The 20,619-nt window shown below is 52.4% G+C and carries 38 protein-coding genes; 19 read left to right on the top strand and 19 right to left on the bottom strand.

Annotated features, from left to right (window positions below):
• Positions 1-520: 520 nt before the first annotated feature.
• Positions 521-736, bottom strand: coding sequence for a Nif11-like leader peptide family natural product precursor (locus SIB64_RS07990; protein ID WP_413442941.1), 216 nt, complete (start codon positions 734-736; stop codon positions 521-523).
• Positions 737-809: 73 nt separating this feature from the next.
• On the opposite strand from SIB64_RS07990, the gene SIB64_RS07985 reads away from it, so the two are divergent.
• Positions 810-1,034 carry a hypothetical protein gene (locus tag SIB64_RS07985; RefSeq protein ID WP_413442940.1) on the top strand — a complete coding sequence of 75 codons (225 nt, stop codon included), beginning with the start codon at positions 810-812 and terminating at the stop codon, positions 1,032-1,034.
• Positions 1,035-1,215: 181 nt separating this feature from the next.
• On the opposite strand, the gene SIB64_RS07980 is transcribed toward SIB64_RS07985, so the two are convergent.
• Positions 1,216-1,419 carry a hypothetical protein gene (locus SIB64_RS07980; RefSeq protein ID WP_413442705.1) on the bottom strand — a complete coding sequence of 68 codons (204 nt, stop codon included), beginning with the start codon at positions 1,417-1,419 and terminating at the stop codon, positions 1,216-1,218.
• 47 nt (positions 1,420-1,466) lie between these two features.
• Here SIB64_RS07980 and SIB64_RS07975 point away from each other — a divergent pair, with 47 nt between their 5' ends.
• The 3 genes from SIB64_RS07975 to SIB64_RS07965 all read left to right on the top strand — a co-directional run bounded on the left by SIB64_RS07975 (position 1,467) and on the right by SIB64_RS07965 (position 2,999).
• Positions 1,467-1,697: a hypothetical protein gene (locus SIB64_RS07975; protein ID WP_413442704.1), complete on the top strand. Its 231-nt coding sequence runs from the start codon at positions 1,467-1,469 to the stop codon at positions 1,695-1,697.
• A gap of 267 nt (positions 1,698-1,964) precedes the next feature.
• A complete protein-coding gene (locus tag SIB64_RS07970; protein ID WP_413442703.1) occupies positions 1,965-2,408 on the top strand; it encodes a cupin domain-containing protein in 444 nt (147 codons plus the stop codon).
• A 306-nt stretch (positions 2,409-2,714) separates the two neighbouring features.
• A complete protein-coding gene (locus SIB64_RS07965) occupies positions 2,715-2,999 on the top strand; it encodes a DUF427 domain-containing protein (protein ID WP_413442939.1) in 285 nt (94 codons plus the stop codon).
• Positions 3,000-3,004: 5 nt separating this feature from the next.
• On the opposite strand, the gene SIB64_RS07960 is transcribed toward SIB64_RS07965, so the two are convergent.
• The 4 genes from SIB64_RS07960 to SIB64_RS07945 all read right to left on the bottom strand — a co-directional run bounded on the left by SIB64_RS07960 (position 3,005) and on the right by SIB64_RS07945 (position 5,044).
• The gene (locus SIB64_RS07960) at positions 3,005-3,157 is read right to left on the bottom strand and encodes a hypothetical protein (RefSeq protein ID WP_413442702.1); all 153 of its coding nucleotides are present in this window, start codon (positions 3,155-3,157) and stop codon (positions 3,005-3,007) included.
• Positions 3,158-3,210: 53 nt separating this feature from the next.
• Positions 3,211-4,104: an alpha/beta fold hydrolase gene (locus tag SIB64_RS07955; RefSeq protein WP_413442701.1), complete on the bottom strand. Its 894-nt coding sequence runs from the start codon at positions 4,102-4,104 to the stop codon at positions 3,211-3,213.
• A 12-nt stretch (positions 4,105-4,116) separates the two neighbouring features.
• Positions 4,117-4,548 (bottom strand): lipocalin-like domain-containing protein, encoded by a 432-nt coding sequence (locus SIB64_RS07950; protein WP_413442700.1) that lies wholly within the window; start codon positions 4,546-4,548, stop codon positions 4,117-4,119.
• A gap of 106 nt (positions 4,549-4,654) precedes the next feature.
• A complete protein-coding gene (locus tag SIB64_RS07945; RefSeq protein WP_413442699.1) occupies positions 4,655-5,044 on the bottom strand; it encodes a putative quinol monooxygenase in 390 nt (129 codons plus the stop codon).
• Here SIB64_RS07945 and SIB64_RS07940 point away from each other — a divergent pair.
• On the top strand, positions 4,994-5,206 hold the full coding sequence (locus SIB64_RS07940) for a hypothetical protein (protein ID WP_413443096.1): 213 nt from the start codon (positions 4,994-4,996) through the stop codon (positions 5,204-5,206). The genes SIB64_RS07945 and SIB64_RS07940 overlap by 51 nt on opposite strands.
• On the opposite strand, the gene SIB64_RS07935 is transcribed toward SIB64_RS07940, so the two are convergent.
• Positions 5,188-6,861 carry a protein adenylyltransferase SelO family protein gene (locus SIB64_RS07935; protein ID WP_413442698.1) on the bottom strand — a complete coding sequence of 558 codons (1,674 nt, stop codon included), beginning with the start codon at positions 6,859-6,861 and terminating at the stop codon, positions 5,188-5,190. The two genes, SIB64_RS07940 and SIB64_RS07935, sit on opposite strands and share 19 nt — an antisense overlap.
• Entirely contained in the window at positions 6,830-7,060 is a 231-nt protein-coding gene (locus tag SIB64_RS07930) for a hypothetical protein (protein ID WP_413442697.1), read from the bottom strand. The genes SIB64_RS07935 and SIB64_RS07930 overlap by 32 nt, the downstream gene beginning before the upstream one ends.
• A 45-nt stretch (positions 7,061-7,105) precedes the next feature.
• Here SIB64_RS07930 and SIB64_RS07925 point away from each other — a divergent pair, with 45 nt between their 5' ends.
• Positions 7,106-7,252: a hypothetical protein gene (locus SIB64_RS07925; RefSeq protein ID WP_413442696.1), complete on the top strand. Its 147-nt coding sequence runs from the start codon at positions 7,106-7,108 to the stop codon at positions 7,250-7,252.
• Positions 7,253-7,290: 38 nt separating this feature from the next.
• Here the strand turns inward: SIB64_RS07925 and SIB64_RS07920 are convergent, their stop codons facing one another.
• The 3 genes from SIB64_RS07920 to SIB64_RS07910 are packed head-to-tail and all read right to left on the bottom strand — an operon-like array spanning position 7,291 to position 7,796.
• Positions 7,291-7,497 carry a hypothetical protein gene (locus SIB64_RS07920; RefSeq protein WP_413442695.1) on the bottom strand — a complete coding sequence of 69 codons (207 nt, stop codon included), beginning with the start codon at positions 7,495-7,497 and terminating at the stop codon, positions 7,291-7,293.
• Positions 7,455-7,631 carry a hypothetical protein gene (locus SIB64_RS07915; protein WP_413442694.1) on the bottom strand — a complete coding sequence of 59 codons (177 nt, stop codon included), beginning with the start codon at positions 7,629-7,631 and terminating at the stop codon, positions 7,455-7,457. Before SIB64_RS07915 ends, SIB64_RS07920 begins: the two co-directional genes overlap by 43 nt.
• A gap of 3 nt (positions 7,632-7,634) precedes the next feature.
• Positions 7,635-7,796, bottom strand: a complete 162-nt coding sequence (locus tag SIB64_RS07910; protein ID WP_413442693.1) for a hypothetical protein — start codon at positions 7,794-7,796, stop codon at positions 7,635-7,637.
• Positions 7,797-7,864: 68 nt separating this feature from the next.
• Here SIB64_RS07910 and SIB64_RS07905 point away from each other — a divergent pair, with 68 nt between their 5' ends.
• On the top strand, positions 7,865-8,131 hold the full coding sequence (locus SIB64_RS07905; protein ID WP_413442692.1) for a hypothetical protein: 267 nt from the start codon (positions 7,865-7,867) through the stop codon (positions 8,129-8,131).
• On the opposite strand, the gene SIB64_RS07900 is transcribed toward SIB64_RS07905, so the two are convergent.
• Entirely contained in the window at positions 8,125-8,268 is a 144-nt protein-coding gene (locus SIB64_RS07900; protein ID WP_413442690.1) for a hypothetical protein, read from the bottom strand. The two genes, SIB64_RS07905 and SIB64_RS07900, sit on opposite strands and share 7 nt — an antisense overlap.
• Positions 8,269-8,451: 183 nt before the next feature.
• Between SIB64_RS07900 and SIB64_RS07895 the strand changes: the two genes are divergently transcribed.
• From SIB64_RS07895 to SIB64_RS07885, 3 genes are all read left to right on the top strand, one after another.
• Positions 8,452-8,574: a hypothetical protein gene (locus SIB64_RS07895; protein WP_413442689.1), complete on the top strand. Its 123-nt coding sequence runs from the start codon at positions 8,452-8,454 to the stop codon at positions 8,572-8,574.
• Positions 8,575-8,763: 189 nt separating this feature from the next.
• Positions 8,764-8,982: a CP12 domain-containing protein gene (locus SIB64_RS07890; RefSeq protein WP_413442688.1), complete on the top strand. Its 219-nt coding sequence runs from the start codon at positions 8,764-8,766 to the stop codon at positions 8,980-8,982.
• A 61-nt stretch (positions 8,983-9,043) separates the two neighbouring features.
• On the top strand, positions 9,044-9,730 hold the full coding sequence (locus SIB64_RS07885) for a LuxR C-terminal-related transcriptional regulator (RefSeq protein WP_413442938.1): 687 nt from the start codon (positions 9,044-9,046) through the stop codon (positions 9,728-9,730).
• 152 nt (positions 9,731-9,882) lie between these two features.
• On the opposite strand, the gene SIB64_RS07880 is transcribed toward SIB64_RS07885, so the two are convergent.
• The 4 genes from SIB64_RS07880 to SIB64_RS07865 all read right to left on the bottom strand — a co-directional run bounded on the left by SIB64_RS07880 (position 9,883) and on the right by SIB64_RS07865 (position 11,370).
• The gene (locus SIB64_RS07880; RefSeq protein WP_413442687.1) at positions 9,883-10,074 is read right to left on the bottom strand and encodes a hypothetical protein; all 192 of its coding nucleotides are present in this window, start codon (positions 10,072-10,074) and stop codon (positions 9,883-9,885) included.
• A 117-nt stretch (positions 10,075-10,191) separates the two neighbouring features.
• The gene (locus SIB64_RS07875; protein ID WP_413442686.1) at positions 10,192-10,392 is read right to left on the bottom strand and encodes a hypothetical protein; all 201 of its coding nucleotides are present in this window, start codon (positions 10,390-10,392) and stop codon (positions 10,192-10,194) included.
• Between the two features lie 272 nt (positions 10,393-10,664).
• On the bottom strand, positions 10,665-10,970 hold the full coding sequence (locus tag SIB64_RS07870; RefSeq protein ID WP_413442685.1) for a hypothetical protein: 306 nt from the start codon (positions 10,968-10,970) through the stop codon (positions 10,665-10,667).
• A 133-nt stretch (positions 10,971-11,103) separates the two neighbouring features.
• Positions 11,104-11,370 carry a hypothetical protein gene (locus tag SIB64_RS07865; RefSeq protein WP_413442684.1) on the bottom strand — a complete coding sequence of 89 codons (267 nt, stop codon included), beginning with the start codon at positions 11,368-11,370 and terminating at the stop codon, positions 11,104-11,106.
• Between SIB64_RS07865 and SIB64_RS07860 the strand changes: the two genes are divergently transcribed.
• Complete coding sequence (locus SIB64_RS07860) at positions 11,369-11,587, top strand: hypothetical protein (protein WP_413442683.1); 219 nt, start codon at positions 11,369-11,371, stop codon at positions 11,585-11,587. The two genes, SIB64_RS07865 and SIB64_RS07860, sit on opposite strands and share 2 nt — an antisense overlap.
• On the opposite strand, the gene SIB64_RS07855 is transcribed toward SIB64_RS07860, so the two are convergent.
• A complete protein-coding gene (locus tag SIB64_RS07855; protein ID WP_413442682.1) occupies positions 11,584-11,817 on the bottom strand; it encodes a hypothetical protein in 234 nt (77 codons plus the stop codon). The two genes, SIB64_RS07860 and SIB64_RS07855, sit on opposite strands and share 4 nt — an antisense overlap.
• A gap of 346 nt (positions 11,818-12,163) precedes the next feature.
• Here SIB64_RS07855 and SIB64_RS07850 point away from each other — a divergent pair, with 346 nt between their 5' ends.
• The 5 genes from SIB64_RS07850 (at position 12,164) to SIB64_RS07830 (ending at position 16,292) form a co-directional block, all read left to right on the top strand.
• A complete protein-coding gene (locus SIB64_RS07850) occupies positions 12,164-12,412 on the top strand; it encodes a hypothetical protein (RefSeq protein WP_413442681.1) in 249 nt (82 codons plus the stop codon).
• Between the two features lie 136 nt (positions 12,413-12,548).
• A complete protein-coding gene (locus tag SIB64_RS07845) occupies positions 12,549-12,755 on the top strand; it encodes a hypothetical protein (protein WP_413442680.1) in 207 nt (68 codons plus the stop codon).
• 24 nt (positions 12,756-12,779) lie between these two features.
• Entirely contained in the window at positions 12,780-13,493 is a 714-nt protein-coding gene (locus tag SIB64_RS07840) for a LuxR C-terminal-related transcriptional regulator (protein ID WP_413442679.1), read from the top strand.
• A gap of 538 nt (positions 13,494-14,031) precedes the next feature.
• Complete coding sequence (locus tag SIB64_RS07835; protein ID WP_413442678.1) at positions 14,032-14,550, top strand: hypothetical protein; 519 nt, start codon at positions 14,032-14,034, stop codon at positions 14,548-14,550.
• A 1,421-nt stretch (positions 14,551-15,971) separates the two neighbouring features.
• Entirely contained in the window at positions 15,972-16,292 is a 321-nt protein-coding gene (locus tag SIB64_RS07830; RefSeq protein WP_413442677.1) for a hypothetical protein, read from the top strand.
• A gap of 454 nt (positions 16,293-16,746) precedes the next feature.
• Here the strand turns inward: SIB64_RS07830 and SIB64_RS07825 are convergent, their stop codons facing one another.
• Together SIB64_RS07825 and SIB64_RS07820 are read right to left on the bottom strand one after the other, a co-directional pair.
• Positions 16,747-17,322, bottom strand: a complete 576-nt coding sequence (locus SIB64_RS07825; RefSeq protein ID WP_413442676.1) for a DUF924 family protein — start codon at positions 17,320-17,322, stop codon at positions 16,747-16,749.
• Positions 17,322-17,816: a hypothetical protein gene (locus SIB64_RS07820; RefSeq protein ID WP_413442675.1), complete on the bottom strand. Its 495-nt coding sequence runs from the start codon at positions 17,814-17,816 to the stop codon at positions 17,322-17,324. The genes SIB64_RS07825 and SIB64_RS07820 overlap by 1 nt, the downstream gene beginning before the upstream one ends.
• 554 nt (positions 17,817-18,370) lie before the next feature.
• Here SIB64_RS07820 and SIB64_RS07815 point away from each other — a divergent pair.
• The 3 genes from SIB64_RS07815 (at position 18,371) to SIB64_RS07805 (ending at position 20,522) form a co-directional block, all read left to right on the top strand.
• Positions 18,371-18,724, top strand: coding sequence for a hypothetical protein (locus tag SIB64_RS07815; RefSeq protein WP_413442674.1), 354 nt, complete (start codon positions 18,371-18,373; stop codon positions 18,722-18,724).
• Between the two features lie 119 nt (positions 18,725-18,843).
• The gene (locus tag SIB64_RS07810) at positions 18,844-19,725 is read left to right on the top strand and encodes an NAD-dependent epimerase/dehydratase family protein (RefSeq protein WP_413442673.1); all 882 of its coding nucleotides are present in this window, start codon (positions 18,844-18,846) and stop codon (positions 19,723-19,725) included.
• A gap of 632 nt (positions 19,726-20,357) precedes the next feature.
• Complete coding sequence (locus tag SIB64_RS07805; RefSeq protein ID WP_413442672.1) at positions 20,358-20,522, top strand: DUF4278 domain-containing protein; 165 nt, start codon at positions 20,358-20,360, stop codon at positions 20,520-20,522.
• Positions 20,523-20,619: the final 97 nt, after the last annotated feature.

Raw genomic sequence — 20,619 nt, 5'->3', positions numbered from 1 at the left:
TTGCATATGCATGGTGCCCACACCTGCATATGTTCATCCCATACCAGCCGGATTAATTTTCCATCGCGTTCAATCGTGATTTCAAATTTCGTTAGCTCTGTAGTAGTCATCACTTCCCTTGCTTACAAATCAATCTTCATCGAAGCCAATCAAATCCACATCCCTCAGCCGAGGGATAGCGATCATCCAACGGCTCCCTCATCCGAGCGAGATAGGTTCATATCATCTCCGCCAAGGCAGTACTCCGATACAACAACAGTTGCTGCTTAGCGAGCGCCACAAGCAGCTCAGGGGCATCGTTGCAAACCTGCAAAAGTCTCATCAGTGTCGTTGTGCAGCCGCCTGCTGATGTTCCCTAATAATTCGTCCACAAAAGGAAAGCATATCTGCCATTGATAATCTCTGTTTCGAGGCCCTCCAAAAGCATCCAATCAATTACATCTGCAGCTTTTTAAGGGTCAACAGACCTTGAATCGCAGCAATTTTCATTGTTATTTACCGAAGTCAAATGCGTAGAATCTCAGTGGTATTCGCCGGGGTGCTCCTGCTTCGACACTGTCACCCGGCCCACCTTTTTTCCTGAGAAGCGCAGCAGCTCATCACCGGAAAATTCGAAACCAAGCGCGAAGGCAATCCGGGCCACATCATCTGCCGTTGATGCCGCCAGCACTCGCTGCTTTAGGCCCTCATCCTTCTGCATCTCCACCAAAAAAGCTTTCAGTTGATCGAGGGCCACAGGTCGCTCAGCTCGTGGTGGATGGAGATCATCGCCCATGCGCCAGCATTGCTGGAGTGATCAGGGTGCATCGATGGGTCTGCAGCTGCAATCCGCTGAGTTCCTCCATGAGGACGGCATCACCTACTGCATCCGCCGCAAAACCCTCAAAGAAGATTTCACCATCTACGAAAAGCGCGACGGTGAATGGGTCAACTGCGGCCTTGATCAAGCAGTGAAGGAGGTGAACTTCAGCGAGTTCAAGCGCTTGGGCCTGTTGATCAAAAAAATCATGGATGCCGATCAGTGGCTGGCCTGAGGGCTGTAACCAGAAACACCAACAGTAGTTACAACAGAGTAAATACCAAAGCTTTCCTGTCAGCTTGGACTATCCGCTTCAGAGAGAATTAATCATCAGCTTTAAAAACAGACAAGCTAAAAGCCATCCAACCTCATTGTCCAACCTCTGCAAGAGGCCATTCCGATCCTTCATCAGGCCGTCAATCAACAGAACAGAGCAACGCAGATCGTCCAGCACCACGAAATGCGCGGCAAAACAGTGCCTGCTTTGTTCCGTCATCACTGAGGCCACACAAACTGAACGCCGCAAACACACGCTTCGAAGCGTCCCTACCCATGCCATTGATCCGCACCATCGTGCGGAGAGGCAGTATCAAAAGGAAGCTTGGAGCGTCGCAGCTCACGGAACAACGCGGATTTTTGTCATATTGTCGCGAATCTGAAGCTGCCAATGCTGAAAAACACCACACCGTCAGGAGACCTCACAATTCTGAACAAGCCGATTGTTCAGAAAGCCTGGAAACTGATCACCTGGCGCTGGAGGCTACAGCTCGCCATGAATGTTCCCTTTGGCCTTCTTTGGGTGGCGGACAAAAACAACCCCTCTGTCCATGCATTCGATATGAAGATCCTGGCCGCAATTCATGCAGAGTGGTTGGCTCCGATGATGGGAATCCAATAGGAATTCATACCGGGGGCTCCTGGAAGGAAGCATTAATCCCATTGCGACAAGCGGAGAATGATCTTGAAAAGAAAAATCAATCTCCACGACAGATAAATAATCTCTTTAAAAATAATTTTTCCCTAATATTATTCATCCACCTTCTACAACTTTATGATCAAAACTGCGCTCATCGAACTGCATCCAATCGGAAATATTTACCCAACATCTGGAACGTGTGCAAACTCAAAAAAATGATTCATACTTTCTACAACAAATTTATATTTCATGAAGCGTCTCAGCCTCGCCCTTCTGCTTCTTTTCACTGTTCAATTCTCAGCAGAACAGGCTTACTCGCACGATGGCCATGGGGCTGCAAAACTGGGGGTGAAAGTCAAGGAGCTCGCCAATTCATCGAAAGAATGGGACGGCAATCTGTTGCCGAACTATCCAGAAGGGCAACCCGAGATCAAAGTGCTCCGAATTAAAATTCCAGCCGGTGTAACGCTTCCTTGGCATTACCACCCCGTGATCAATGCAGCGGTTGTTCTGGAAGGGAGCCTGAAGCTTTATCTCAAAAACGGAACAACGAAAACCTATGGTCCTGGCGAAGCCCTGATTGAAGTGGTTGGGACCGTACACGCAGGACAAGCGATCGGTTCAGACGATGTGGATGTTCTCGTTGTCTATGCCGGCGCGAAAGGCATGCCCACAACTGTGTTGACGAAGTGAAGACAATGCCGAGCCAGGTCCCAGCGATTCCCCCCTCTGGCTTGTATCTATTCGGCAGACTCAATCCATCAATGTTTCCAGGACGGCCTTTATTTCAGGATCACAGCTGGAATGCGGAGCATGATTCAGGCCATGGATGAAAAGCCACTCATGGAGGTCAACTGATTGAGGGCTACTGATTAAAAAACTCTTGCATCGATGCATCAGCCACCATGGTTTTCTGCTGAGGTGGTTTTCTGCTGAGGTGGTTTTCCGCTGAGAACGAATATGCGTAGCGTCAGCGTTCTGAGCTTCGAACCACCAACCATGCAGGCGATTTTCGACGGCACGGTGCTCGCAGAAAGCGACGACATCGTGATGGTGGATGGCAATCCCTACTTCCCCCGCGAGGCGATGCGGATCGAATTCTTCCTGGAATCAACCCACAGCACTGTTTGCGGATGGAAAGGAACCGCCCGTTACTGGGACGTGGTGGTAGGCGATCAGGTGATCGCCAATGCCGTGTGGGCCTACGACACCCCGCAACCCAAGGCCGAATCAATCCGCGAACGTTTCGCCTTCTACCGCGGTAAGGGCGTGCAGGTGAGCTGATCGGGTCAGTCGACCGGCTCGCAGTGGTCGCCATCACAGCGCAGACCGCACTGGGGCTGCTTGATGCCGTACTGCCACGGTCTGCGCATGGCCCAGTAGGTATCCACCAGACCGAACAGGTAGGCACCGAAGCGCTGCAGCAGAGAGCGGTGTTTCATGGCCTCAAACTGTCAAAGAAACAGCGGCCTCGACAACGGTTCGCACTGGATCCTTAACAAAGCCAGCTCTGCACAGCCTCCACGCAGGCTTCAGCGGATTCGAACGGGAGCACATTGCGGCCGGAGATTGTTCGGATCTCAGCCCGGGGCAGTTTGCTTTTGAACGTGGCGATCCGCTCATCCGCGTCATCCCAGCGCCTGGAACGTCCGATGCCGGTGGCATCTCGCCCGAACACCACCAGCACAGGAATCGAGAGGCTGCACAGCTGGGGCTCCCAGTTGCGTCGCCAGAACCCCGCCAGGAAGGAGAACACTGCCCAGCGGCTGGCCATGGGTGCCGATCCCTGCTCAAGGGTGGACAGCCATTCCTCGTCGACGGAATCAGGTACAGCGAACAGATTCTTCTCGGAGAAGGAACGCAGGAACGCACGTCGCCTGGCGTAGCGATAGAAGAGGCCACCGATCGGCCCGCTGAACAGCAAACCCCAGAACTGCCGGGCCCGCTGCAGAGGAAACGGCTCGCTGAGCACCCTCCAGCCGGGGGGACTGATCGCCACCAAGCGGCTCACAAGATCGGGCGCCCGCTCGATCAGCGCCAGGGCGATCGGCAGTGAGGCGCCCTGGCTCACCAGCACCACCGGACCGTCGTCCCGCGCCCGCAGCTGCTGCTCCAGCGGAGCAGCCCAGTCCTCCGCGGTAAGCGCCCGTTTCTGCATCGGTGCCTCGCCACAACCGAGCAGGTCGGGGGCCAGCAGCGGCCGGGATTCGTCTCGGCCCTGCCAGCTCCGGCGGAAGCGCTCCCAAAACCTCGACGACAAACCAACGCCCACTGGATGAATCAGCAACAGCGGCTCCGTCATCACAAGCGGGCTTCCCACGGGAATGGAAGCGCAGTCTGGGTGTGCTGGTCCAGCAGTGCGCGCTGCCTGGCATCCATCCTTGATCACGTGCAGTTCTGATCACGTGCAGCGCTGGAACGTCACGATGCTGCGCGTGAGGCCCTTCTCCGGCCAGTTGGGCATCACTCGCCAGGGGGTCCGAACCAAAAGCTGGTCTCCCTCGATCACGAAGAAACGGGTCTGTTCCGTACCAACCCACGCCGGATTCCAGGCAACATCCACCTGGGTGATCCAGCGATCCCCCTCAAGGCGATAGCTCCCGGTGTAGGCAATCATGCTGCTGAGCAGCGCGGCACTGTCGTCAACGGAGCGTGGTGATCGACGCCCTGCCGCAGACAGGGTGAACGACAACCGACCCTCAGGAGTGAAGATAACATAGCCGCTCGGGTTGTTACCCATAGGCGCAAAGGATTCGGCCGTTGCCTGGACCTCAACCACGTAGGTCAACAATTTCCAGGCGCCATGAATCGGGCTGTCGTTGGTTGCCTTCAATGACTGAACGGAATGGGATGTCAGGACTGGGTGATCCCCTCGGGACAAGTAAGCACGAGCTCATCGCTTTTGCTCAACAATCTCCCGGGGAGATGAACCCCCAGAGTCACATCCGGCTGTAGCCCAGTTTGCTCTCGTAGATCTTCAACGGCAAACCGAAGGACTCCATTAGTTCGCGGCATTCGGAGCCGACGGTTCCATACACCTCCACACTGAAGCCATCCCCCAACGCAGCATGTTTCTGCAGGTAGTCCTGCACCGGTGGATTGGAGACGTGGGCGGCAAATGCCTGATCGTTCGCATAAAGCTCAGACCAGACAAACGCCTGGGGATCCTCCGGGTCCTGATCGAAGGTGTGATGAAGCATTCCGGGCTCACTGGCCTGAACAGCCGCATCGGTTGCCCGTGCCAGTTCCAGATACGCCTCCACACAATCCGGCTTCACATGGATGCGGGCCAGGAGCATGAACGGAGTGCTGTGGTCGAAAGTCGCCATGCCATGCAGAGCAAGGATCTGATGATCGCGCAAGCCCACCCATTGGGTGGTGCGTCACCACAATGCAGTGCCCTCCGCATTGCAGCACCGTTGCAAAAACAACAGGCTCGCCGGACCATCACGACCCTGGACGCTGCACCTGGTCACGATGAACAGCTGTAGTGCGACACGCCGCCAGCATTGAACCAATCCCGTGGCTTGAGCTGGTCGTACTTGCCGGCCAGCTGCTCAGAGGGGGTGACGTAGGGAGCGCTGAACACGGTCTGCAATTCATCGATCAGACCGCTGTCCCCCAACGCCGCCTGCTCATAGGCAGGGGCGACCAACCATTCCCGCCAGGTGATGGCGGGGTTCAAGCGCTGCATTGCAGAAGCGGCCTCACGCAGTCCGCCAGAGCTGGTGAGGGTGTCTCTCCAGCGCTGCAACCAGCTGGCCCACTGCCCATCGAGGTCGTCTGAACTCGGCAGATAAAAACTGCTCTTGAGGGCACTGACGTGGTCTGGCACGGCGGAAAGCTGGCGAAACAGCTTGGTGAAATCCACCCGGGACATCGCCATCAGCTGCAGCAGTTCCCGCACCAGTCCCTGCTGATCGCTTCTCAGGCCAATCTTGCTGGCCCACATCCGCTCGAGCTGCTGCTGCATCGCGTCGGCAAAACTCTCCTGGAGTTGATCCAGCTGAGCCAGAGCCGGGCTGTTGCCGGTGAGCAATTCACGCAACGCCGACCAGAACATTCGGTAATTGGCCTCTGCCGCCTGGGGCTGATTGAAGAAGCAGAAGTGCTCGCCACCACCGGTCCAAGGCTGGAAACGGGGATCAAACAGTTCACAGAAACCGAATGGCCCGTAATCAAGGGTGAACCCTCCAGCTGCACAGTTGTCGCTGTTGAAGTTGCCCTGGCAATACCCCACACGCATCCAGTTGGCGACCAGAGCCGTCAGCCGACCCCGAAACAGACGCGCCAGCTCCACCACCTGATCAGCGAAGGGCAGCTCCGGATCGATCTCCTCCCGATAGTTGCGTTCGATCAGATGCCGCACGATCTGTTCCAGTTCCTGAAGGGCCTCCGGATGGGAATCACTGCGCACCCTTCGGGCGAACAACTCGATCTGGCCAACGCGCAGAAAGGACGGTGCCACCCGCGTGGTGATCGCCGCCGGATTGTCCACCATCAGATCCGGTTCGAAGCTCCTGGAATTCGGTGAATACCAGGGGCGACGCACGGTCTCAGCCCGCGACATATAAAGCGTCAGCGAGCGTGAGGTGGGAACACCCAGGGCATGCATGAACTCCTGGGCCAGAAACTCACGCACGCTGGAACGCAGCACAGCCCGGCCATCAGCACCGCGGCAATAGGGCGTCGGTCCACCCCCCTTCAGCTGCATCTCCCAGCGGCGACCGTTGAACACCCCTTCAAAAACCGACATCGCACGGCCATCGCCGTAACCGTTCCCAGTGCCGAACGGGCACTGCTGGATGTATTCAGTGCCGTAGATCGAAAGCGCGTAGCCGGTGGCCCAGCCCCACGGCCGCATCGGCCCGGTCGCCACATCCAGATCACCAGAAAACATGCGCCGGAAGCGCTCGTCCTCCACGAGCTCATCGCTTAAACCAAGCTCCTCGAAGAAGCGGCTGCTGTGGGCGACGTACTCCGGCTCGGGGATCGGCGTAGGCGTCACCGGCACGTAATGCCCTGAATACACCTGACGAGGGCGGTGGTCGTTGCCGTCAGCGCTGGACTGCGGATCAGCACGCAGGGTCCCAAGCAATGAGTAGTCGGCCTGCTCAGCGAAGCCAGCAAAACTTGTTGTTTTCATCGGCCTCCGATGGTGTCTGCATCATCAGCGGAGACAGGCATTGAAGGAGAGGCGTTGATGGTGAAACCACATCTGAACACCATCGAATGAACAACATCGAAAGGAACCGATCCCAAGACTGATCACCAACAACGGCGATCACGACGCCAACGGAAACGAACGGCTCCAACATCAGGCAGGTGTTTCCACTGATCGACACCCAACCTGTCGTGGTCTATGACGAAAACACTGGTAGAGATTTGCAATGGCACGGGAGAAAAAGATCAACTCCGCAGGCCGGCAGGAGGAGCTGATCACCAGCCTGATCGGCCTCGCTGCAATCCTTGTGGCAACAGCGATCTGGTGGAGTCTGGCGCCACAGTGGCTCACAAGCACCTGGCAGACTTTCTAGGTCGGATTGAGGCCCAACAACAGGACACCCGATCTAACTCAAAAGAGACGACGTCTTGGTTGAAACGATCGCCCCGTCAATTCGTGGTGGTTCAACAACAAAAGTGAAGCAGGCGAGGCAATCAACAGGTCTGGGGTGACGGAACACCCCAGATCTGGATGGCGGACCTCCATCACTGGGCCTGAAACAAGACCGGAACTTTTTAGCGATCCGGGATCGATGCTTCCGCACGGAGCATGCACCATGCTTCAAGCTCCGTTGGCTGGCCACAACTCGGGCAATCCCTGCCCCTGGCTTGAACCTGGGCGAAGGGAATCCAACGGGAATTGTCGCGCCCCTCAAAGCCGCAATGCCGGCAGTGAATGCGGTATTCAGCCATGGCTCAGGACGGTGAAGCTTCCTGACGTTTCACGGCGTCATGGGCCTGACGAAGGCCATGCACCATGAAGCAGTACGACGCGTTGCAGACCAGGTAACGACCGTTGCCGACAGCATCAATGCTTGAACCTCGGGACGTTGCATAAATCCTGCTTCTGAACGCCATGCCCACTCCGTGATGATTCCCTCACTCTTGTTGTCTGGCAACACGAATGCAATCGGTGTTAAGGCGCATTGTTTTCCCTGCTGAAACGAATAAGCCTCATCCTGGTCGCCTGCCTTATGCATCTGACCAAACAAGACGTCTCAACCCGCCAAGATCAAATCATCAAGGTTGTCCACAAAACAAAGACATTCAAAAAAGAGGTGAAGCCACCCAGAAAGGAACAGCTTCCCTCTTCAATTAGGCTTAAAAAAGAGACATCATTTCCAGAGAGCTTGAGCACCCTGGATGATGGAACAAAAAATATTCAACCAGCCATCAATGCAAGGCATCAGTAATCATGGATGCGCTTCAGCGGGACATCCCGATAGGGCTGCATGCCTATCGGAGGTGGAACATGGCGTTTTTCCTCAACATCCACGGCCCCCATGGCATGGGCAAAAGCATCACCGAACCATTTGAACAGAACTTTCATTGTTCCTCCTGTGGTCTTACCTCTGTCTTACTGCTGAACACAGCATCTGTAACTAGGTACTTAACCACAATCAGGCACTGAACCACAGCATGAAGAACATGAAGGAGCAGTGAACCTGTCCCCAAATAGGGGTAGAAGCATCATGCTGATCAAGCCAACATGAAACATACAGACGCATTCAACATGAAGCTTCAGCTTGCCAATGCCCAACCGATGGGAAGTCTGATTGTTGAGGGAAACCATCAACCCTTTCGTGCCCTTGCATGCGCTTTACGGCCTTCCCAGGTGCGCATCGGACGCCGTTGATCGGGCCACTGCAGATAGACACACCCAACAATTTCATGGGTTGGTGCACCGGAATCACACCGACGGACGCTGTCCAAAAAAGGGCTGCAGGACTCACCTCCTCACCACAGAGCCCGTCGCTGTCCCCGAATGGGGGTAGTGGCCCAAAGGGTCTTTGAATTTTGATCCCGTCAGTCTTTTCAATCTCCGATGCAAAACATCGAAGCTCACATCGCCAAGGATCGTGAGGAGCTGGCGAAAGCGGAGGCATCAGGAGACCAGGCCAAGGTGCGCCACTACAGCAGCGAGCTGGAAGCGCTGGAGACCTACCGCAGCCAACACCCTGGTGAACACAAGGACCCGACCACACTGGAGGTGCATTGCAATTTGAACCCCGAGGCACCGGAATGCCTCGTCTATGACGACTGATAACGGGGTCCGCGATCGCCTGCAGCCTCTGGCGAGGATGTTGAAAGGGGCGAAAAGCACCATCGATCTGACGCCGTACCTTCAAGGCCAGACAAGATCCGGCGGTGAAGAGCCTCTCCTCTCAGTTGCCTTTACTGGACGCATTGCTCTGGCCATGAAAGGCCGGTTCTTCCTGAGATGTTTCTGCGAAAGTTTCAGCGAAAACACCCGCATTGGTTGTGCCGTAACAGATGAACAATCCTGTCTGAACTACATCCAGAGGAACCGCTTCGACTTGCTTCTCTGCACCGACCTCCTCGAGAAGGGAAATGGATTCGAACTAGCCCGCAAAGCACGGAAGCATCAATCGGATCTCAAAGTGGTGATGCTTGCCCTGAGCGATGCCATTCCCGTTGAGCACAGCAATGCGCCCTGGCTTGAGGCTGTCGTTGCAGAAGCAGACATTATTGAAGATCGCAAACCCCTTGAAGCTGCAGTGATGGCAGTGATGGGGAATCACTCCTATCGCAGCCCATCGTTGCGATCAGATGAGCTGCCTTACCTGAGCTGCCCGCGATTGACGCCAAGGGAATATGAAGTTCTCGATCGTCTGGCCCGTGGCATGTCTGACAAAGAAATTTCAGAAGATCTTGTGGTGAGCGAACAAACTGCACGCACTTACACCAAACGATTGCTGCGCACACTGGAGGTCAACAACCGCGTGCAGGCGGTTCTGAAGGGGATGCGTTGCGGCATGGTTCAGATTTAAACAGCAACAACAGAAGCCCGGGCTGATGTTGATCGAGGAGAAATCCGGAAGAGGGATACTTTGGCAACGTCAGCATCAGAAAGAATAACGACAAACATCAATCAATCACCAGTCAAACTCCCATCAAACAGGTATGACCAGAGGGAACACATTCAACGATCAATGGAGGCCTGTTGATTAAAAATGATATCGGGATGTCCTGGTTCAAGATGCGTTGTCATGCATGCCACAACGCAGGTGCCATCCTCTTCATCACACTCAACCAGGCAGGCCTGGTAGCTGCTGACAAGGTCCCAGAGCACTTCAATCGATTGACAATCAAAGACATTTTTCAGCTGTTGCATTTTTCCATCGCCATAGGGAAAGGCTTACAACGGAATGATTGTTCAGACAAATTGCGGTAAATATCGGTTAAGTACCTAGGCATTAACGCAGTAGATCGCAACGCAGGAGGTAAGTACTCAGCGGGCATTGATGCAGGCGCGTAACAACACCCAGCTGATCACCGTGAAACTAAAACCAACTGGAGACGAGGCCCGCTGCCTGGAGGTCACTCGGTCTGGAGCCAAGCCAAAGCTGATGGCTAAAGATAGGCCAACACAATCAAAAAGAATCAGCAATAACGCCGATCCAGCTGACACATCTTCTGGTTTGCAAACCACGCTTGCCAGGTTGGCTCAGGCTGCCTGTACAAAAACTTCAATGGCCAGAGAGTGAGATCAAGAGCAATCTTGAAAACAACCCTTTGAATCCAGGACGACAACCGCAGCAGGAGTTCAGCCACCGGGACATGACAGCTATGTTCAGGTTGCATCAAACCAGACTCAACAGCATCAGTAAAACCTCTTATCGACGAAGCCATTGTTTGGATCCAGACACAACATCAAGCCAAAAACACCACTTCCATCGGTATCACTCAAGGCTTCGATGGCTCTCACCCAGTTTGGTCTTGACGAACTCGCTTCACTGCCAGTCCTGCCTCGGTGGCGGTGACGGCAGCCAGGAGCAACAAACCAACCAACCCGATCAACTGATTTTGAGCTTCTGCGGCTTGATCAGCGCCCTGAGCCAGAAATGCGCCAGCGACGAACCATGCAACAGCAACTCCTGACGTCACCCAGTAGGCACGCCAGCGTCGCTGATAGAGATAGCCAGCCCCGAGGCCCGGCACCACGTTCAACATCACGGCCACCCAGCCGGCGGAAACAGCCAGAACCTCATCTCGATTGGGTTGATGCATCGGTCAGCAACAGCGACCTGCATCCTGACGAATTGGCTGTGAGATCGGGTTGGCTGTGAGATCGGGTTTGTCTGCAGAGGAGCCGACAATGCATCGCCCCCGAAAGTTAGAAACCATCGACTTCAAGGGTGAATCAGCGGGGTTCGCCGTTGTCAATCTCTTCCACCACCGTTCGTCCATCACTGGAGGTCAGAATTTCCGTCTCCACCAGCGGAGGCTGACCATACTCCTGCCATCCTGGTTTCCCAGCATCAAACACAAACAGAAAACCGTCTGTCGTGCTTTTCAGGCAAGAACCACCACCATCTGCCCTGGCATACATACACTTTGCAGCTCGGTAATTATTCAATCCACCATCAATGCGTTCCACGCGGATCCGGGCTGTATTTACAGCTCTCATGTTCGCTTTTGAACACTGCGCCACGGCAGCAGGCAACACAGTCAGACAGGCCAGCGATACACCAGCCAGCCTGGTGATAGCAAAAGATGATCTGGGGATTCCAGTTTTTGCTGCTGATGCATCACTAGCCAGATTTGGACGACCTGATCATCAGACACCACTGAAAGCCTTCGATCCGGATCAAATCCAACACTACAAACTGCAGACACTGCGCTAATTCACAGCAACGGCCAGAAGACAAATGGTCTTCAGATCAAGCTTCTCAAGCCACGACTGATCACCCGAGCGCCCCTGACTAAACGCGAACAATCTCAACCCGAGATCAGAGCAGACGCTCAAGGCTGGGGCTGCGATCACAACAACCCTGACAACAACCTGGCGAAAGATGAACAGCCCTGCGAACCGCACCCTGCTTCGCAAATAACAGGGGCTCCAGGTTGAAACCAAGCCTTGGACATTGAGACGCAGCCTAAAAATCGAGGAACAGCCAGCTGCTAAGAACGTTTGGATTTTTTCAGAACGATGCTGAGCGGAACTGCACCAAAAAAGATGAGCTGATACAGACAAAGCAATCAAAAACAGAGCCAAGGATCAGGGCAATTCCGAGAGGATACTCAGACAAAAGAAAGGAAACGAGTATCTATAAATTCGAAAAAAGCTCAGCCAAATTCCCATCCCATTTGAAGCATCTGTAAGCTACCAAGACAATAACGAAAACCTCAAAATCACCGCATCTTTGACAACAGTAATCGAATTTTTAATGGGCTTGCGAGAAAACCTGGCCAACGAATCAGTGCGGCTTGCTGACATCGATTCAGACCTTTGCGAGTGGAGTCCAACACAAGCCAAACACGCTCCTCGACGCCCAGATCGGACCGACTGGAACCCGGCGATCAGCGCCTCGCAGGAGCCCGAGATGGTTGATTCGTGGCAGCAACCCAACGCGTTGAAGGCAGCTGGAGCTGACGATTGGCCCATTCCTGCGTCAGCGCCTCCAGCAGCGTTGAGCGGTCACCGAACAGACGAATCACGACAGGATTGATTGAGAACTGGTCTCAACAAAGCATGGTCACGAAGTTTATGCAAGTGATTCTCAATAGCGGTAATAAAGGCGGCTCTGCTCCGACGGCGCCTTTCATGGACCTCCCTCACATGGGGGATGTGCAATCGGATGAGCGTTGCCTGAATGGAGCAAGAGCATGTTCCGTGCGATGCCCTCGGCCTACGCCCTGATTCTCGAGCAGGACAAGGCCCTGACCACCCAAACCGTTCTGGTGGGGGACGCTCAAGAAGCCTGGCGGCTTGGCAGAAAGCTTTACCCGGATCCGCTCCGTGGCGTGGTTTGCCGCGACGTCAAACAAACATCCTCTGATATGGAGCGCTAAAACCCTGCCAGGGTGAGCTAAGTCATGGAGCTAAGGCTCGATTCCCATTCCAACCGGGAGGCGATACACCAGGCACGGCGACTGCTGCATCGTCGTCGACTCGTGGTGGTCTTCGGAGACCGACTGACCCTCTGCTCGTTCTGTCTTGCCGAACCCATTCATTCCAGCCTGGTTGGGGCGGCAACCACTGAAGAGGAAGGGCTTGCTCTGGTACGCCGCACTGAACCGGATCTGTTGATCTGCAGTTCCGATCTTGAAACGGGCTACGGAATCAACCTGCTGAAGAGCGTGCGATCGGAGCTCCCCAGCTGTCAGCTTCTGATTGTGCTGGTGCGGGAAACCGAAGCTGTTGTCTGTGAGGCGATGCAGGCCTACGCAGATGGAGTGATCTTCAAATCCAGCCTGGGCACCGGGCGAGGTGACTTGATCTCTGCACTTCACACCATTGCTGATGGTGGTGTCTATTTCCCGGAGGAGATCCGTCGCTTAGCCTCAGCATCGAGGCCCAGTCCGCCTCTGCCGCCGTTGATCGAAGAGCTCACTCCGCGTGAACTTGAGGTGGTCACAGCCGTGGCCCGCGGCTTGAAAAACAATGCCATCGCCCAACAACTCGGTGTGTCGATGGAAACGGTCAAGACCCACGTTGGTAACGCAATGGATAAGTTGAATGCCCGGGACCGAACCCAGATGGCGGTGATGGCACTTCTCCACGGCCTGATCAACCCGGCAACGGATTAAGTGCTTCACGGCAATGGCTCGGAGGCCTTGTCGCAGCGATGCGAGAACCTCATGGACTTGATTGAACCGATTGAAACAGCACCGCGCTTGAACCAATTGCCTCGCCAGAAGCCGAGTGATCATGAGTAACGCCATAAAACAGTCTGAAGAAATGACCATGCTGATTGGCAAACTTTGCTCAAAATGACCGCCGAAAACAATCATTCTCCAACAATCATTAAAACCAGGCAACAAGCACAGAAGCTCAAGACAAGAGCAAAGTAAAAACTAAAAATTTGAATTCACTTCCAGATCTTTTCTGCGAATTCAACAAATACAAACCGGTGATTTGATGGATCATGCAGTGCATTCCATTCCGATTACCACCCCAACCAAGATCACCAAATTTGATCGCAAAACCCTTGTTCTCTCGTCCCAGACAACACTCGAATCAATGGATCCATACTGCAGATGCAGGCGTTGCACCAGCCTGCTCACTGGAAACCAGTGGTTGCGCCAGCGTGATGTCAGGTCGACCCTTGGATGAAACGCAGGGGGCATGATGAACCAGCATTCAGAAACCGGTGATTTTCTGCAGTTCCTGATTGGTGGCTGCCTGTTTGGTTCTGGAGGTTTTCTCCTGGCCAATCAAGTGATGGTGCAATCAAATTGGACCCATACAGGAGCAGGACTGTTCGGTGGGGGCTTCGTTCTGCCATGGGGAACGCCTGGCATGGGCCTGCTGATGATCCCCCTAGGGATTGGCGTCTGCATGCTTTTTGCCGGCCGCTACCGACGCTGGGCCAATTTGCTTGTCTGGGCATCACTGGCAGCTCTACTCGTCGGGGTCCTGAACAGTGTTCGCATCACCTTCAGGCCGACAACCCTTTGGCAACTGGGGGTTTACATCGTGATGATCGCCTCCGGCGGCGGGCTGATGTTTCGAGGCATGAGATCCATGGATCACGACGGGCGCTCCTTCAGGCAAACCGAGGCTGATCAGGGAAATGGTGATGAGGTGCTTCGCCGAGAGATCGCGGAACTCAAAGAACGATTGGATCAGCGTGAACGCCAATGATTGACCAAGCCCTCTCCAAGAAGCAGTTCGACCTGGCCAAAGACCTCAACGGCGAATTCGATTGAGGGGATCGGACAACCAGAAACAACAATGCCTGGGCCCGATCTGAACAACGCGGGCTGGAAGGCTAAAAGCCCTCCAAGAACGATTTGATTTTTGTCGCGATTAGTACTTACGCATTGCAAAGCCTGGTTTGCAGTCATGCCGAATCACTTTAAATTAAAATTCCGAAAAAAGAACAACGAGCGACAGGCATGACTCGCTTCCCAGCAAGAAGATCAGTAGTGTCGTCAGCCTTTGGTGGAAGGAACGAGTTGAGGAACTAATTGAATCCGAACGCCCCGAGGACGCGAAATCGTTGTATCTTGAATTTGAAGATTACACGCTTAAATCCAAAAGATCAAACAAATAATCAAGATTTGGCCCTCCAATTCCAAGCCAAGAAACTGTATTGAGACGTCATTTCTCATTGCAAATCTATTTGTCATATTAATGCCGCTGGGATTCTCCAGCAGATCGATCAAAATCGTTAAAAGCCACGCATGATTAACGATAGATTAATCAAATCTAAATCAATAGAATTAAAAAATTAAAGCCAGATTTCTGAAAATATGTAACCAAGCAGCAACAAGCTGGACCCAAAATCAAAACCTCATTGATCCTTGCTTTAATCCATCTAAAAAAGTTTAAGGGAGGATTCTCAACACTCCTAAACATCAACAAAATGAATCTGTAACAACCCACCACAATCAATTAACATTTTCCTCTGCCATCGATTTCACAATCAGAATCGCGAACAAAAGACCAATACTCACTGTAAAAACTACTTTAAACAATTGGATCAGCATCCTTCAAAATTATTTATTGCAATTTAACCGTCGAGAGCCAGAACGAGCTGTTACAGGCGACACGTCTTTTCAAGAGTGCAAGCCACACCTACCCGCTCCCGGCAGAGGCGGTTGAGACGGGAGACGCAATCGTTGAAGAGCATGAAATTGTTTACGAACTGCGGCAATTACCATCCTTGCAAGGTAACGGCAAAACAAGAGAGAGGGCCTCAGGATGCGACAACAAGGATCAATTTTTACTCTTCGTTCGTTGACTGACTGACTGACTAACTGACTAACTGACTGACTAAGTGATTGATTGATGATCAAACTGTAAGCTCTTCATCGCGTTCAGAACAATGAGCATCCGCTTACTGATCAATCAATATTATACAACGATTGGATTGCCAATCATCCATCCTTTTGGTGAATGATTCTCAACACATACTCAAGGACCCGCCGTGCATTATGCAGCCTTGATTGCCTAAGACAACATGATACGAAGAAGAATGGCCAAAAAAGTGTGAGCGAGCTAATTTAATTAGAATTCCAAACAAATTCATGTCATCAGGTTGCACAAAGAGATGGCTTCTTTTGATTTTCACGCTTCCTTTCTTTGATGTTGCTTCAGCCCAAATCGTTCAGCCCATCCCCAAAAATCTGATCCAAGCACCCACCAAAAAAATCCAGGTATTTTCTTTAGGCTATGGAGCAGGTGTGGCCAATTACATGTGCTTCGAAGCCCTGAAGTCGAAGCTCAGCCTGGCTCAAGGGAACGAGATCCTGGAAAGTTACAGGCGATGGATCAACCAACAACAGACCGTCAACTTCAATCATTTCAGCCAGGGATACAATTTCGAGGTACAGCAATTCAATCAAGCCTTTCCCAACAACCTATGTCCATTCAGATTTTGATTGAAAACGCTCGATTGTCAAGAGAAATCAAGCGAAACTGATACTCATGTAGCGCCTTAAATAGGCTCATGTTTCAAGTAAATTTCGCTGCAATTAATCACAAAATTGATATTTTTCAAAGTCAGCGCCAAGTTCAATTTTACATTAACCAATCATGAACAATGGTCAGGTTCTACCACCCAGTCCCATTAAAATTTTAGCCTGAATTTCGAGTCTTAACGACAGGAGAACAGCCCCTTTAAGATCCAAGCCAAGGGGCTCCATTATTCAGAATTCAAAAAAGCATTGTGTACCTAAAAAAACATATCTCTATTTATTAATCGAAAATTTTGATCACCAAATCCAATTCTGGATCGAAGAAAAAGGCAAGACATAAGGACAAGCAAAATATCAAACATGATATCTTATCTCTTCACCATAAGCTCCTGAAATAAAACGGAGAATAAATCAGAAGTCAATTCAATCCTTCAAGAGTAGACATCAGCCAACACCTTCTAACGGCGTCACGCCAAGGATAATATCCATTGCGATTCAAAGTAATGCGATTGCGACGGGCAAGATCCGCCGTATCAGAGTCGGCAAAACGTTCCAACAATGGAATGGCCTTCGTCACAACTGCTACGGACTCACTGTGCAGCATCGGCATCAGCCAGAACTGGCGTCGGGCACGCTCAGGTTCGGAAGCAATCCAACCTTGTTTCAAAGCCCACTGACTTAGACGCAAGGCACGCGCATCGCCCTCATAGGCCAAGACCGAATCACGCCAAATCTGACGACTGAACTGATCAAGGATCAACACCAGCGCCAAACAGCTGGATGAATCCTTCTCCCAGTTGAACAATCCACCTCTCTGTGCCTCGACAGAAAGCTCAGCAAAACGTCGTGTGACCAGCCAATCGAACTGATTGGATTGGCGAAACCATTGGCGGGGACTTGTTTCCTCAAACCAGAATGAAAGGACGGATTGGCTCCATAAAGAGATTTCGGATTCGAAACGACTGTTCTTCCCAGAGAACCGCTGTGCTTCCATCAACGTGGTTGATCCAATCCCTTGAATTGCGTCAACAAGGCTTGGTGCAAGCTCGCTTCACAGTGGATGACAAGCTGGCCATAAATCGAACCATCTCGGTAAGCAGCTGAAGCCGATCGGCACACTTCACGCGTTGAGCGCAGCCAGAGCTCCAGTTGCTCAACGGACAACCGGGCTGCCAATACTTGCTGCAGCTCATCCCGCTCCTTTGCCGCACATGCCTGCATTTCAAGCGTATTTTGACCAGGACACCGCAGAGGGGAATCAGCAAAGCTGGGCGAAGGAGCGACTGCCTTGATGACCAGCAACAGAGCAAGCTGAATGTACAGAGTATTGAATGAGTAAGAGAGCGCAAACATCATGAATCCTTGAACAGTGATCAACAATCCAAACACATCAATCTTGATCGATAGAACGGCGTTAGTCTGTTGACAGTCAATCTGGTCAAAAAAAACAGAAACCAGAATCAGTTCGGGCTGACTCTGGTTTTCCATGGCGAATCCGATCAGACGTTGCAGTCAGACCATCTCATCACCAAAGAGGTACTGGCCATTATCGCTGCCTGGACCATCTTCATCGCTGGACCATCATCAAATTGGATGTTGCGAACAAAAAAACAAGAAAACAAGTTGCTTAGGGTCGTGAACCCAACTGAAAGAAAAAAGTGGCTGATACGGCATGCCTGGAGCCATCGGTCCAAGTGGTAGACATGCTTTTTTAGGACACCTCAATCAATGCTAAGGAGAAGGGTCGTCGTAAAATCCCAAAGTGTCATACCGGACGCATGCCCTCATTTGGGTGGAAATTGTTTGAGCAGGGGCCTTGGGTCAGTACGCTTTAAAAGTTGGGCTCAAGTCGAGCATCGGCCATCTGAAGCAACTTCGATCTCTGTACAACAATTATTGTTGGATTGGTAAAGATGTCTCAGTCGGTTGAGATGCCCACTGGCATGGCTCGATGTCTTGAATAAGAGTGTGAATGACGTGCCATGTACTTGAAAACGACGCGGATGCATTCCGAAATCATTCAAGCGACGTAAGATCAACGCATGGCACGTCCAACCTCACCGGATCAGATCGAGCGTGATCTGAACGCAGCCCAAGTGCATGGGCGGTGGCTGGGTGAAGACGAGATTGCACAATTGGATGAACAAGATCGTTTGAAGGCTCTTGCCAGCGAACGTGCCGAATCGATAAGGCTTCGCTTGATGGTGCTTACAGGTGTCTGCATCCTGTTGCCCCCCCTCTGGCCACTGGCCCTGGCCCTCACGCTTTACCTCTTGTTTCCAAAAAGCATTACCCGAATCGGAGTGGTGGCAGGAGTGTTTCTGATCGCATTGACGATTGGGGCCGTCGGTCTGATCTCCACACTGATGATCTGGCTGATGACGGTGCTGTTTTGAACGTTTAAATCCAGCTCGACTCCGCGTGCTGTGACCGGGGGTGGGTGGGGGTAGCCGAACGGATACTTGGCCTCGAACGGCTGCAACAGATACGCCACTGAGCCGACAGGATCATTAACTTGTGTGAACGAAGCTTCTTAATGGCCATGCAACGGTTTGGAATAGTGGGTTGCGGCTATGTCGGAGCGGGAGTTGCCCTTCAGGCAAGAGCACGGGGTTTCCAGGTGACAGGCACAACAACAAGCCCATCAAGGCTCTCTGAGCTCTGCGAGTTGGTTGACCATCCACGTATTTGTCAGGCCGGTGATCCCCATGCGGATTACGACTTTCTCGATGATCTGGACGGACTTCTGATCGCAATGGCGCCATCAAGCATGTCCGAGCAAAGCAACTACGAAAATGTTTTTGGAGATGCCGTTCCCTGCTTGATCGATGCGATTCGGCAACGGAAGGCGGACTCCTCCTTGCACGTTACGTACCTCAGCAGCGCTGGCATCTACGGCGACAAGGCTGGCCAAGTCACGGGGGAACAGACTCCCCCTGACCGCACAGATCCCACCAACGCTCTTCTGGCCCAAGCAGAGGACACTGTTCTTGAACTGAACAGTGCAGCAGTTCAGACCTGTGTACTGAGGCTTGGCGGCATTTATGGACCTGGACAAGACATTCCTAGCTACATCAAGTCGGCTTCAGGCCATCAGGTTCCCAAAAATGGCAATCACGTCAATGCTTGGGTTCACCTGACAGATATCGTGAGAGGTATCTTCTTTGCCTACGACAATCAACTCAGTGGCATCTACAACCTGGTTGATGATCTTCAGCTAACACGACGTGAATTATCCAATCAGCTTTGTGACATCGAAGGGCTTGCCCCTGTGATTTGGGAGAATCATAACCGTGATGGAGCAAGGATTTTCAACGCCCGTGTGAGCAACCAACGTCTAAAAAATCTTGGCTTCAAATTAATGGTTCCTTCGATGCTGTCTCCAGTGCCCGCCTGAAAAAGATCAACACACCACCGCTGATAAAACTTTCCATCTTGAATCAGGAAATTCTTTCCGATCGACAGTCCCCGCCAGCATTATAGCCCAAAAAAGTTGAGTCTAAATAATCACCTTCAAATTCATATTTTTTAAAGACAAACTTTGACGTTACAGCAGCTTTTCTCAATGAGCCACTGAAACCCAACCCTTACCCATTGTGTCTTTTCTCGTCAGTTGATCAGCACTATTCCACTGCCCAGCTGCGTATTTCCAAGGCGCCTCACCACCTCAAACGAAGTGGATCGGGCCGATTACCAGTGGTGAATCCAACGGTGGCAGATCACGTGATTGATCTTTTTTATAGACCACTCAGCAGGCCTGGCTACACGAATCACCGATAGAACGTATCAGTACGAACATAATCTTGAGCCAAGCTCAAGGGGTTGAACCTGGAGCACCGTGTTGGCCGAGAACCCGCGCATAAATCACGCCAAACACAGCCAGAAATGTTCAGCAGGAACCTTGCGTCGCCGCAACCTGTCATTTATTTTTCGTAGCGAATAACACGAACCACCTCCCATCCCGCCTCCATCACTCCCGTTGCATCGAGAGCATGGGTGGGGAGTGTGGTGGTTTTCTAGGAGCGCATCATGCAACTCACCTACATGGGCAACACTTACATCAGGAAAGAAACGGTGGACGTCAAGCCAGTCATTCAGCTCATGTATCGCCGGAACATTCACACCGCCAATCAGGACGCCGAAACAACTGCGTCAAAACGCTTCACCTATCGTGGTGTTCCCTATAAGCGCTGAAGCTCGCGCTGATTCCGATCAACGTTTTGATGCATGATCAGATTTCCTTCAAGTGATCTGGACCATCTGAATCGTTGGATTTTTCGCTCAAACCCAC

This window comes from Synechococcus sp. MIT S1220, from assembly GCF_047303025.1.
In the GTDB taxonomy this organism is placed as follows: domain Bacteria; phylum Cyanobacteriota; class Cyanobacteriia; order PCC-6307; family Cyanobiaceae; genus Parasynechococcus.
Note: the sequence above shows the minus strand (reverse complement) of the source record. Positions and strands in the feature narration are given on the sequence as shown.